This window comes from Streptomyces sp. NPDC059718, from assembly GCF_042733315.1.
In the GTDB taxonomy this organism is placed as follows: Bacteria; Actinomycetota; Actinomycetes; order Streptomycetales; family Streptomycetaceae; genus Actinacidiphila.
Genome location: NZ_JBHWGA010000005.1, coordinates 8,891 through 20,583 on the forward strand (window position 1 = coordinate 8,891; position 11,693 = coordinate 20,583).

10 protein-coding genes and 1 pseudogene are annotated in these 11,693 nt (G+C 72.7%); 8 read left to right on the top strand and 3 right to left on the bottom strand.

Annotated elements, in window-relative coordinates; all coding sequences use genetic code 11:
* Positions 1-94: 94 nt before the first annotated feature.
* From ACFV3E_RS07855 to ACFV3E_RS07865, 3 genes are all read right to left on the bottom strand, one after another.
* On the bottom strand, positions 95-1,285 hold the full coding sequence (locus tag ACFV3E_RS07855; protein ID WP_500533946.1) for a DUF5667 domain-containing protein: 1,191 nt from the start codon (positions 1,283-1,285) through the stop codon (positions 95-97).
* 215 nt (positions 1,286-1,500) lie between these two features.
* Positions 1,501-2,295: a sigma-70 family RNA polymerase sigma factor gene (locus tag ACFV3E_RS07860; protein WP_499513264.1), complete on the bottom strand. Its 795-nt coding sequence runs from the start codon at positions 2,293-2,295 to the stop codon at positions 1,501-1,503.
* A gap of 307 nt (positions 2,296-2,602) precedes the next feature.
* On the bottom strand, positions 2,603-3,523 hold the full coding sequence (locus ACFV3E_RS07865; RefSeq protein ID WP_499513265.1) for an HAD family hydrolase: 921 nt from the start codon (positions 3,521-3,523) through the stop codon (positions 2,603-2,605).
* Between the two features lie 109 nt (positions 3,524-3,632).
* On the opposite strand from ACFV3E_RS07865, the gene ACFV3E_RS07870 reads away from it, so the two are divergent.
* The 8 genes and pseudogenes from ACFV3E_RS07870 to ACFV3E_RS07905 form a co-directional block, all read left to right on the top strand.
* A complete protein-coding gene (locus tag ACFV3E_RS07870; RefSeq protein WP_500533948.1) occupies positions 3,633-3,929 on the top strand; it encodes a glutaredoxin family protein in 297 nt (98 codons plus the stop codon).
* 114 nt (positions 3,930-4,043) lie between these two features.
* Entirely contained in the window at positions 4,044-4,745 is a 702-nt protein-coding gene (locus ACFV3E_RS07875) for a 3'-5' exonuclease (RefSeq protein WP_500533950.1), read from the top strand.
* 131 nt (positions 4,746-4,876) lie between these two features.
* A complete protein-coding gene (locus tag ACFV3E_RS07880; RefSeq protein ID WP_500367419.1) occupies positions 4,877-5,647 on the top strand; it encodes a redox-sensing transcriptional repressor Rex in 771 nt (256 codons plus the stop codon).
* Positions 5,644-7,062: a glutamyl-tRNA reductase gene (locus ACFV3E_RS07885; protein WP_500533951.1), complete on the top strand. Its 1,419-nt coding sequence runs from the start codon at positions 5,644-5,646 to the stop codon at positions 7,060-7,062. The genes ACFV3E_RS07880 and ACFV3E_RS07885 overlap by 4 nt, the downstream gene beginning before the upstream one ends.
* A complete protein-coding gene (gene hemC / locus ACFV3E_RS07890) occupies positions 7,059-8,027 on the top strand; it encodes a hydroxymethylbilane synthase (protein ID WP_500336370.1) in 969 nt (322 codons plus the stop codon). Before ACFV3E_RS07885 ends, hemC begins: the two co-directional genes overlap by 4 nt.
* A complete protein-coding gene (locus ACFV3E_RS07895) occupies positions 8,024-9,754 on the top strand; it encodes a bifunctional uroporphyrinogen-III C-methyltransferase/uroporphyrinogen-III synthase (RefSeq protein WP_500533953.1) in 1,731 nt (576 codons plus the stop codon). The genes hemC and ACFV3E_RS07895 overlap by 4 nt, the downstream gene beginning before the upstream one ends.
* Before the next feature lie 166 nt (positions 9,755-9,920).
* The gene (gene hemB, locus ACFV3E_RS07900; RefSeq protein ID WP_500533955.1) at positions 9,921-10,922 is read left to right on the top strand and encodes a porphobilinogen synthase; all 1,002 of its coding nucleotides are present in this window, start codon (positions 9,921-9,923) and stop codon (positions 10,920-10,922) included.
* A gap of 553 nt (positions 10,923-11,475) precedes the next feature.
* Positions 11,476-11,693 (top strand): annotated as a pseudogene (locus ACFV3E_RS07905) (hypothetical protein); the annotation flags it as partial.

An 11,693-nucleotide genomic window follows, 5' to 3' on the forward strand; every position in this document is an offset into this window, starting at 1 on the left:
GCGCGCGCCGCGGCGGGGGCGCGCGCGGGCCCGGCGCCGCGCCGGGGGGGGGCGGGCGCCCCGCCCCCCCCCCCCACCGCCGTGAGGTCCCCGCTCAGTCGCCCCTGTCGTCCTCGGCGCTGAGCCCGAGGCCCGGGAGCAGCCCGGGCAGCAGCGGCGGGAGGGTGACCGACGGCTGGGTGCCGTCGCCGCCCGAGGAGCTGCCGGTCGGCGTGGGGTCGAGCAGATCGCCGGTGCCGCCGATGAGGCCGCTGTCCGAACTGCGCGACGCCGAAGGGCTGGCCTTGTCGCCGCCGCGCTCGTCGGCGGACCCGCTCGCGGAGCCGCTGACCGAGGGCGAGGGCCCGCGGGTGCCGCTCGCGGAGCGGTCGCCGCTGCCCGGGACGCCGTGGCCGTCACCGTGGCCGGAGCCGGTGGAGGGCGGCAGCAGCCTCTGCAGCGGGGCCACTTCGTCCTCTATGGCGTCGAAGACGGAGGTGACCTTGTTGCCCACGTCGTCGAGCCGGGAGGGGAGCTTGCCGCGCAGCTCGGTCCAGCCCTTGCGGTGGTTGCTGGAGAACGCGGAGAGCGTCTCGATCGGCTGCAGCGAACCGTCCTTGCGGTACGCGGCGGCGAGCAGCCGGTGGCCCTCGGAGGCCTCCTGCTGCATCCCCGACAGCGCCCTGCGGATCTCGCCCACGGACTCGTCGTCGAGCTCGCCGCCCCGGCCGCGTTCCATGAGGCGGCGCGCCTCCTGGAGCCGGGTGGAGGCGAGGTCGAGATAGACCTTGCCGCGGTCGGCGTCGTCGTCGGCGAGGTTGAGGCGCATGTCCTCCATGCCCCGTTTGAGGCCGTAGAGGGTGTCGCCGGGCAGCGCGTCCGTGCTCGCGGCGGCGACGCCACCGAGGGCGCCGGCCGCCACACCGACGGAGAGCCCGCCGGCGGCGAGCCTGCGCGACCACGCGGAGCGCGGCTTCAACTTGCCGAGACCGCGGCCGTCGGCGCGGTGCGCGCCCCGGCCGCCGTCGCGCTGTACGGGAACCGTCAGGGTGCCGTCGGCGAGCGCGGCCTCCATGGCGGCGATCAACTGGGCACGCTGGACGGTCTTGGTCTCCGGGTCCAGCGTCGGTCGCGGTACGTCCCGCAGGGCGTCCGCCAGGGCCAGGAACGTGCCCTGGCCCGGATCCGCATGCCGGTCCGCGGCGTGGGCGCCGTGCTGTACGCCGGCACCCGTCTGGGGGCCTTCGCCCTCGAGGGCGTCGGCGAAGGCGTTAGCCCGCCGGTGCGCCGTTGGATTCGCGATCACGGGCGGCACCTCCTCTCGTCATCCACCTCGACTCCCCGTAGTGCCTTCAAGGTTGTGCACCTTGAGCCTTTCCACCCGATCGAGTGATCGGAAGCGGGCAGAGCACGGCATTGGGGGGTCCGCATGTGATGCAACGAGTGCCGCCCGAGTTGGGTTACGCAGTCATGATGATCGGACCGTGGAGGCAGTCGCAAGATGAAGATCCATCCATCGCGCTATCGCGCGTCGTCGGGGAGCAGCCGGGCGAGGGTCCGTACGGCGCGGTACTGCAAGGTCTTGATCGCGCCCTCGTTCTTGCCCATGATGCGGGCCGTCTCGGCGACCGAGAGCCCCTGCAGGAAGCGCAGCGTCACGCACTCCTGCTGCTGGGGGTTGAGCTTGCGGACGGCCCTGAGCAGCGACTCGTTGGACAGCGCCTCCAGGACGCAGTCCTCCGGGCTGGGTTCGACCTCGTTGGCGTCGAGCATCTCCCCGGTGGTCACCTCCAGCCGGAAGCGGCTGGACTTGAAGTGGTCGGCCACCAGGTTGCGCGCGATGGTGACCAGCCACGCGCCGAAGTCACGCCCCTGCCAGGTGAAGGTGCCGATGCGGCGCAGGGCGCGCAGGAAGGTCTCGCTGGTCAGGTCCTCGGCGGTGGCCTTGCCCCCGACGCGGTAGTAGATGTAGCGGTAGACGGTGTCCGAGTAGTGGTCGTAGAGGCGCCCGAAGGCCTCGGTCTCGCCCGCTTGGGCGCGCTCGACCAGGTCCATCATGCGTCCGCTGTCACTGTCGGCCGCCGGCCGGCGCGGGGTGGCGCCCGTGGACCGGTCGGCCTGCTGGGTGCTGCGGGACCGTCTGCCGACCGTGGCCCGGCCGTCGGCCAGCGCGTAGGCGCGGCCGGCGGGCGCTGCCGCCGTGGCGAGTGCGGGGACGAGCACGGCGTGCGCGGGGACAACGCGCAGCAGGTGCTCGGCCACCAGTGCGCGCAGCGTAGCCAGGCCAGAGGCGTCAACCCCGGTGTGTGGGTACACGGGACTCCCAGAGGCAGAACTTCCATCACGTGCAGTACGGAACCGTTCACCCGTCGTAGGGACGTGTGGGTACCGGCTTGCGTCTGAGGAGAATAACGCTTCGTACAGGCGACGCTACACCGAGTTGCTGAAATCGTCGGTTCCGCCCACTCTCTGGCGGAATGGTGATCGATCAATTATCGAACACCGAAACACTGTTGACCACATAGCGTCGTGAAATGCTCGCGTGGAGAGCGTGTTGTGGCTGTGTGGCTCACCGTGAACTGACGGGGCGCCAGAGGGTGACCCGGGCGTGTCGCCCGCGTCCCTAGCGGCGGCGGCGTTGCAGGGCCATCGCGGCGGCCGCGCCGCCCGCCACGGCGCCCACGCCTGCTGCCGCCGGGATGCCGATCTTCACCGCCTTGCGGCCGGTGCGGTAATCGCGCAGCCGCCAGCCCTTTTCGCGTGCGTGTTTGCGCAGCCGCGTATCGGGATTGATCGCATATGGATGTCCGACGAGCGACAGCATCGGGATGTCGTTCGACGAATCGCTGTACGCGGCGCAGCGCGAGAGTTCGAGTCCCTCCGCGGCGGCGAGCGCCTTGACCGCCTCGGCCTTGGAGGGGCCGTGCAGCGGCTCGCCGACCAGCCGGCCGGTGTAGAGGCCGTCGACGTGCTCGGCGACGGTGCCGAGGGCACCGGTGAGGCCGAGCCTGCGGGCGATGATCGTGGCCGTCTCCACCGGGGCGGCCGTCACCAGCCAGACCCGCTGTCCGGCGTCGAGGTGGGCCTGGGCGAGCGCGCGGGTGCCGGGCCAGATCTTGTCCGCCATGTACTCGTCGTAGATCTCCTCGCCGATGGACATGAGTTCCTCGACGCGGTGCCCCTTGATGATCGAGAGCGCGCTCTCCCGCACCTCCTGCATGTGCTCGGGGTCCTCGGACCCGGCGATCCGGAAGTACGCCTGCTGCCACGCGAAGCGCGCGAGGTCACGGCTCTGGAAGAACTTCCGCTTGTACAGGCCGCGCCCGAAGTGGAAGATCGCGGCGCCCTGCATCACGGTGTTGTCCAGGTCGAAGAAGGCGGCCGCGTGCGGATCGCCGACCACGGGGAACGCGGGGACGCCCGCCCGGTCGTCCTTCTTCTCCACGGGTGCCGCGAGCGCGGCCTCCGCCGCGGCCTCGCCGGCCAGCACGCTGCGCGCGGTGGCGGAGCGCTTACGGGGGGTGAGCCATCGCAGAGCGGCCATGGGGCGAGCATAGCCAGTCCGTTGGGCAACTCCGGTGCACCGATGGAGCAGGTGAATGAACTCCTCGCGACGAGGGTGTTACTGCGGGTCGGGAGTTGACGGAGGCAGAATGGCCGGCATGAGCCCTCTGTTCGGACGCGATGCCCGCAATGCCCGGAGAAACCCGGCGGATCGGACGGTGACGCTGATCGCCAAGCCCGGCTGCCACCTGTGCGACGACGCGCGGACGGTGATCCGCAGGGTCGTCGACGACCTGGGCGCGCGCTTCGAGGAGAGGGACATCACGCGCGACGCGGAGCTGCACGACCGGTACTGGGAGCAGATCCCGGTCGTCCTCATCGACGGGGAGCAGCACACCTTCTGGCGTGTCGACGAGGGCCGGCTGCGGCGCGGGCTGGGCGCCTGAGGGCCCTGGTGCGACAGGTGGGCGATTTGCGCGTGTTCCTCTGGACGCGGGTGCTCGATTACCATCAAGGCGTTTTGTGTAGTGCGGGGGTGCGTGAGTAAGGATGGTGACTGCGTGCTCCCGGGCAGACTTCAGGCGCGCGGCGGCTTCGCCGTGGTCGATCTGGAGGCCACCGGTTCCAGTTCGCGGCGCCACCGGGTGGTCGAGCTGGCCGTGGTGCTCCTCGACAGCGAATTCGGGCACGAGGGCGAGTTCTCCACCCTCGTCGACCCCGAGGGGCCGGTCGGCCCCACCCACATCCACGGCATCGAGCCCCGCCACGTCGAGGCGGTCGGGGCGCCCCTGTTCGGGCAGATCGCCCCGAGGCTGCTGGGGCTGCTGCGCGGGCGGGTACTGGTGGGGCACAACGTCGGCTGCGACCGCGCGTTCCTGGCGGCGGAGTACGCCCGGCTCGGCGTGGAGTTCCCCGTCGTCCCCGAACTGTGCACCATGCGGATGGCCGCGCTGCGGGAGACCGCCCCGGGCGGGCTGAGCCTGCTGGCGTGCGCCGAGGCGGCCGGACTGACCGGCTGGACCGCGCACACCGCGCTGGGGGACGCCCGTACGACGGCCCGGCTCTTCGCCTCGTACGTCCCGGACCACCCGGGTGGACCCGCGCAGACCGAGAAGGCGCTGGCGCGCGCGGCGGTGGTCGAGTGGCCGCAGCTGGCCGGAGCGGACGCGCTGTGGGTGGGGCGCCGGGGTGCGGACCGGGCGCCCGCGTGGAACGTTCCGTCGCAGCAGAAGGTTTCTTATGTCCGTAATGGGGGTGCGTGATGCCGGTCACTTCCCCCGGGCAAATCGGACACCATCTTTGTGCACGCGTTCACAAAGACATAGCCTGGCGTGCACGGGGCGGTCCCAATGACGGGTGCCGCTCGCAGCCCAGCTCTACCCGCAGGAGCATCGTGGCAACTGGCCGAACTCACCGACCGGCGACCCGCAGCCGAGGGATTCCCGAGGCCACCGTCGCCAGGCTCCCGCTGTACCTGCGGGCCCTGACCGCGTTGTCCGAGCGATCGGTGCCCACCGTGTCCTCGGAGGAACTCGCGGCCGCCGCCGGGGTGAACTCGGCCAAACTGCGCAAGGACTTCTCCTACCTCGGTTCGTACGGAACCCGCGGGGTCGGCTACGACGTCGAGTACCTCGTGTACCAGATCTCCCGCGAGCTGGGCCTCACCCAGGACTGGCCGGTCGTCATCGTCGGCATGGGAAACCTCGGGGCCGCGCTCGCAGGGTACGGCGGCTTCGCCTCGCGGGGTTTCCGCATCGCCGCCCTCATCGACGCGGACGTCCAGCTCACCGGACGGCTCATCGCCGGGCTGCCCGTGCGGCACGCGGACGAGCTGGAGGGCATCGTCCACGACAACCAGGTGTCCATCGGCGTGATCACCACGCCGGCCGGGGCCGCCCAGGAGGTCTGCGACCGCCTGGTGGGCGCCGGGGTCACCTCGATCCTCAACTTCGCCCCGACCGTGCTGACCGTCCCCGACGGGGTCGACGTCCGCAAGGTCGACCTCTCCATCGAGCTGCAGATCCTCGCCTTCCACGAGCAGCGGAAGGCCGGCGAGGAGCTGGAGGGCAGCCTCGCGGCGCCCCCGGTGGCGGCCAAGGCGGTCCGCGACGGCGGCCGCCGTCCGGGACCTGACGGGGACGTCCCCGCCGTGATGCCGGCATGAGCCTCCTCGTCGTCGGACTGAGCCACCGCACCGCCCCCGTCAGCGTCCTGGAGCGCGCGGCGCTCGGTGAGGACACCAAGGGCAAGCTGCTGCTGGACGTCATGGCCGCCGAGCCCGCCGGTGAGGCCGCGGTGCTGTCCACCTGCAACCGCATCGAGCTGTACGCGGACGTCGACAAGTTCCACGCCGGTGTCGCCGAGCTGTCCACGCTGCTGGCACGGCACAGCGGGGTCGGTCTCGACGAGCTGACCCCGCACCTCTACGTGCACTACGAGGACCGGGCCGTCCACCACCTGTTCTCGGTCGCCTGCGGCCTGGACTCCATGGTCGTCGGCGAGGGCCAGATCCTCGGCCAGATCAAGGAGACCCTGGGTCTCGGCCAGGAGCTGCACACCGCGGGCCGGTCCCTGAACGACCTGTTCCAGCAGGCGCTGCGGGTCGGCAAGCGCGCGCACTCCGAGACCGGGATCGACCGGGCCGGGCAGTCGCTGGTCACCTTCGGCCTGGAGCAGATGGCCGAGGCCGTCGGCGGCGTCCCCTTCGAGGAGTGGGGCAAGGGCAAGCGCGCCCTGGTCGTCGGCGCCGGCTCGATGAGCTCGCTCGCCGCGGCCACCCTCGCCCGCGCGGGGGCGGGCGAGATCGTGGTCGTCAACCGCACGAAGGAGCGCGCCGAGCGCCTCGCCGAGAGCGTCGGCGGCCGCGCCGCGTCCATGGAGGACCTGGCCGGCGAGCTGTCGTACGCCGACATCGTCGTGTCCTGCACCGGGGCGACCGGCCTGGTGCTCACCGCCGACACCGTCGCCCGCGCCACGCTCTCCCGGGCCCTGCGCTCCGGCGGCGAGCCCGTCGCGCCCATCGGGATGCTCGACCTCGCCCTGCCGCGCGACATCGACCCGCTGGTGCACTCCCTGGACGGCGCCCACGTCACCGACCTGGAGACCATCGCAGCGGCCGCCGCCGACGCCCCGATGGCCGCCGACGTCGACGAGGTGCGAAAGATCGTTTCCGCTGAGGTGGCCGCCTTCGGCGCCGCCCAGCGTGCCGCGCACATCACGCCGACCGTCGTCGCCCTGCGCGCCATGGCCGCCGACCTGGTCGCCACCGAGCTGGCGCGCCTCGACGGCCGCCTCCCCGACCTGGACGAACGGCAGCGCGCGGAGGTCACCCAGACCGTGCGCCGCGTCGTCGACAAACTCCTGCACGCGCCTACTGTGCGGGTCAAGCAGCTCGCGGGCGAGCCCGGCGGCGCCGGGTACGCCGACGCGCTGCGTGAACTCTTCGACCTGGACCCCCAGGCGGTCGCCGCGGTCAGCAGGGCCGACTCACCGGGCACGCCGGTGATCCCCTCCGCGGCCGTCCCGCCGGCGGTGTCGGCTGCTTCAGCAACGAGTGACTCGAATCGAGGGCGGGCATGACGAGCCCAACCGCACTGAAACTGGGAACCCGGCGCAGCGCGCTGGCGCTGGCGCAGTCCGGCATGGTGGCCGAACAGGTCCGCCGGATCACCGGCCGTGACGTGGAGCTGGTGGAGATCACCACCTACGGCGACGTCTCGCGCGAGCACCTGGCGCAGATCGGCGGTACCGGCGTCTTCGTCTCCGCCCTGCGCGACGCGCTGCTGCGCGGTGAGATCGACTTCGCCGTCCACTCCCTCAAGGACCTCCCGACCGCCGACCCCGAGGGCCTCACCCTCGCCGCGGTCCCCCTGCGTGAGGACCCGCGCGACGCTCTGATCGCGCGCGACGGCCTCACCTTCGAGCAGCTGGCCGCCTCTCCCCGGGGCGCCCGCATCGGCACCGGCTCGCCGCGCCGCATGGCGCAGCTGAACGCCTGGGCCCGCTCGATGGGGGTGCGCGTCGAGACCGTGCCGATCCGCGGCAACGTGGACACGCGCATCGGATATGTTGCCTCAGGCGACCTCGACGCCGTCGTGCTCGCCGCCGCCGGACTCAGCCGGCTGGGCCGCCTCGCGGAGGCCACCGAGCTGATCTCCTGCGACGTCGTGCTGCCCGCCCCCGGACAGGGGGCGCTGGCCGTCGAGTGCTCTGCGGACGACGCAGGGCTCGCCGGTGTGCTCGCCGAGCTCGACGACCCGTTCACCCGGGCCGCCGTGACCGCCGAGCGCGCACTGCTCGCCGCCCTCGAGGCCGGCTGCTCCGCGCCCGTGGGCGCGCTGGCCGATCCCGTCGTGGACGGGCAGATCACCGAGCTGCGCCTGCGCGGTGTCGTCGGGACCACCGACGGCTCCTCGCTGGTGCAGATGTCCATCACCGGTCCGACCCCCGCCTCCCGGGACGAAGCCGTGGCCCTCGGCCACGAGCTCGCCACCGAGATGCTCGCCAAGGGTGCGGCCGGTCTTATGGGGGAGCGCGAACTTTGAGCCCCACCGCCGCCGCAGCGACCAACACGACCGCAGACGCCACCGCGGCCGGGCCGCCAACAGGACCGGCAGGAACGGCAGGCAGGACGGGTACCGCGGGCCAGACCGGGACCGCGGGCACGGGTACGCCGCGTTCCGCCCACGGGCACGTCACCTTCCTCGGTGCCGGGCCCGGTGACCCCGGGCTGCTGACCCTGCGCGCCGTCGAGGCGCTCGCCCACGCCGACGTCCTGGTCGGCGAGCAGCACGTGCTGGACGTCGTACGGACCCATGCCCGGCCGGGCGTGGACACGGCGCAGCCGGGCGACGCCGAGGGGGAGTTGAGCCCTTCGGCCGCCGCGGCCAAGCTTTTCATGGCCTCCGCGCGCACCGGCAAGCGGGTCGTCCGTGCGATCGCCGGGGACCCCGGACTCGACTCCGCGGCCGCCACCGAGATGCTCGCCTGCGCGCAGGCGGGCATCCCCTTCGAGGTCGTCCCGGGCGTCGCCGCGGCCGTGGGCGTGCCCGCGTACGCCGGCGTGCCGCTCAGCGGCGACGTGCGGTTCGTGGACGCCGCGACCGCGTCCGGACGGTGCTGGAGCGAGGTGGGCACGAGCGACGCGACCCTGGTCGTCTCCACCACCCTGCAGACCGTCGCCGCCAACGCGGCGGAGCTGGTCTCGGGGGGCCGCAAGCCGGACACCCCGCTGACCGTGACCGTCGCCGGTACGACGACCCGGCAGCGCACCTGGTCGGCGACCCTGTCGACGATCGCGGCCGAGCTGAAGGCGACGAAGGCGCTGCCCACCCCGGAGGGCCCGATCGCGGCGATAGCCGTGGTCGGCGAGCCGACCACGCGGCGCGACCTGCTCTCGTGGTTCGAGACCAAGCCGCTGTTCGGCTGGAAGGTGCTCGTCCCGCGCACCAAGGAGCAGTCCGCGTCCCTCTCCGACCAGTTGCGCTCCTACGGTGCCGTGCCGCACGAGGTGCCCACCATCGCGGTGGAGCCGCCCCGTACGCCGCAGCAGATGGAGCGCGCGGTCAAGGGCCTGGTCACCGGACGGTACGAGTGGATCGCCTTCACCTCGGTGAACGCGGTCAAGGCCGTCCGCGAGAAGTTCGAGGAGTACGGGCTCGACGCGCGTGCCTTCGCCGGGATCAAGGTCGCGGCGGTGGGCGAGCAGACGGCCCGGGCGCTGGTGGACTTCGGCGTGAAGCCGGACCTGGTGCCCAGCGGCGAGCAGTCCGCCGCGGGCCTGCTGGAGGACTGGCCGCCCTACGACCCCGTCTTCGACCCGATCGACCGGGTCTTCCTGCCGCGCGCCGACATCGCGACGGAGACCCTCGTGGCGGGCCTCGTGGAGCTCGGCTGGGAGGTCGACGACGTCACCGCCTACCGGACCGTGCGGGCGTCGCCGCCGCCGGCGGAGACCCGTGAGGCGATCAAGGGCGGCGGGTTCGACGCGGTGCTGTTCACCTCGAGCAGCACGGTGCGGAACCTGGTCGGCATCGCGGGCAAGCCGCACAATGTGACCGTGATCGCCTGCATCGGCCCGGCCACCGCGAAGACCGCGGAGGAGCACGGGCTGCGGGTGGACGTGATGGCCCCGGAGCCGTCCGTCCACGCGCTCGCGCAGGCGCTGGCGGACTTCGGCGTCCGGCGGCGCGAGGCGGCGATCGCCGCGGGCGACCCCGTGACGCGTCCCAGCGAGCGCCGTCCCGGGTCCCGGCGCAGGGCCCGCGTCTGACGGCTCGGCGGGCCCCCGCGGCCCCGTTCCTCGCGCCCCCGGCTCCCTCCGTGGAACCGGGGGCCGCCGCGTTCCGGGCCGACACCGGGTCGGCATGAGCACGGCGCACACGGGCGTACCGTGGAACGCGGAAACGGCCCGGGACGGAGAAAGGCGCGGCGCGGTGATGAGCGGAAACGGAAGCGGATACGGTCAGTTCCCCGGTACGAGGCCCCGCCGGCTGCGCACGACGCCCGCGATGCGCCGCCTCGTCGCGGAGACCCGGCTGCACCCCGCCGAGCTGATCCTCCCGGCTTTCGTCCGCGAGGGCATCGACGCGCCGGTGCCGATCTCGGCCATGCCGGGCGTCGTCCAGCACACCCGTGACACCCTCCGCAAGGCCGCCGTGGAGGCGGCCGAGGCGGGCGTGGGCGGGATCATGCTCTACGGCGTGCCGCTGGACGAGAAGAAGGACGCCGTGGGAACGCCCGGCACGGACCCGGACGGGATCCTGCAGGTGGCGATCCGCGACGTGGTCGCCGAGGTCGGCGACGCCCTGGTGGTCATGTCCGACCTCTGTCTTGACGAGCACGTCGACCACGGCCACTGCGGCGTGCTGGACGCCGGGGGCCGGGTGGACAACGACGCGACGCTGGAGCGGTACGCGGAGATGGCCCGGGTCCAGGCGGACGCCGGCGTCCACGTCGTCGGCCCCAGCGGCATGATGGACGGTCAGGTCGGCGTGATCCGGGGCGCCCTGGACGCCGCCGGGCACCAGGAGGTGTCGGTGCTGGCGTACACGGCGAAGTACGCGTCGGCGTTCTACGGGCCGTTCCGGGAGGCCGTCGGATCCTCGCTCAAGGGCGACCGCAAGACCTACCAGCAGGACCCGGCGAACCTGCGGGAGTCGCTGCGCGAACTGGCGCTGGACGTCGCCGAGGGCGCCGACATGGTGATGGTGAAGCCCGGGCTGCCGTACCTGGACGTGGTGGCGAAGGTCGCCGAGTCGGTGGACGTGCCGGTGGCGGCGTACCAGGTCAGCGGCGAGTACGCGATGGTCGAGGCGGCCGCCGAGCGCGGCTGGATCGACCGCGACCGGGCGATCATGGAGGCCCTGACCGGTATCCGCCGCGCGGGCGCCCAGCTGATCCTCACCTACTGGGCGACCGAGGTGGCCGCGCAGCTCTGACGCCTCCGACGGCTCTGCCGGCGGGCCGATCGGCCCGCCGGTACGGCCGTCACCGCGCACCGGGCGCCGCTGCCGATGAACAGCCGCGCCGGGCAGGCGAGTCCGGTCATGGCCGCGATCGGCGGCGGGAGCGCCGGGACGCCCCACCTGACCCGCTGTCACCCCTCGGCAAGCGGGTCGCTTCCGCGTGCGCATCGCCCGTGTCACCGTTCGGCGGGTGAGGCAACGTGCCGCGGGGCCCGTGCCGTTCGGGTCCGGTCGGGGCGTGATCGGCGGCAGAGGAGTGATCATGCTCGGCCGGGTCTGCAGCCGGGGCGGTCACCTGTCGAAGGAGGGGTGGCGACGTTCTTCCCGCCTGCTCGGGCGTGGTGCCTTCAGATGATCGCGCGCAGGACGCGGAAGCGGACGGCGTGGTTCCAGGCCGTGCGGCATTTCATTACATCAAGTGGCTTTGGTCGCGATTCGGACTTAACAGCTGATGTGGGTGGCAAATTCACAGCAAGTCCACAGCAGGCGGAGGCACAAGGGCCTCCGCCGTGAAAGGAGAACCGCGATGCGGATTCCCCGATTCGCCGCCGCGCTGGGCGTCGCGGCCACCGTCCTTCTGGGCGGGGCCGGTGCCGCCAGCGCCGCAGCGCCGCCACCGGCGGCGGTGTCGCACACGACCCAGGCGACTAACGACCGGGGCGGCGAGTACCGGTACGACGGTGACCGCGGCCGGGGCGGCGAGTACCGGAACTACGGTGACCGCGGCCGGGGCGGCGAGTACCG

Excerpts from the sequence above, each read along its gene's own strand:
- hemB (WP_500533955.1), top strand. The coding sequence starts at position 9,921 with ATGAGCGGAAACGGAAGCGGATACGGTCAGTTCCCCGGTACGAGGCCC.
- hemC (WP_500336370.1), top strand. The coding sequence starts at position 7,059 with ATGACGAGCCCAACCGCACTGAAACTGGGAACCCGGCGCAGCGCGCTG.
- ACFV3E_RS07885 (WP_500533951.1), top strand. The coding sequence starts at position 5,644 with ATGAGCCTCCTCGTCGTCGGACTGAGCCACCGCACCGCCCCCGTCAGC.
- ACFV3E_RS07865 (WP_499513265.1), bottom strand. The coding sequence starts at position 3,523 with ATGGCCGCTCTGCGATGGCTCACCCCCCGTAAGCGCTCCGCCACCGCG.
- ACFV3E_RS07870 (WP_500533948.1), top strand. The coding sequence starts at position 3,633 with ATGGCCGGCATGAGCCCTCTGTTCGGACGCGATGCCCGCAATGCCCGG.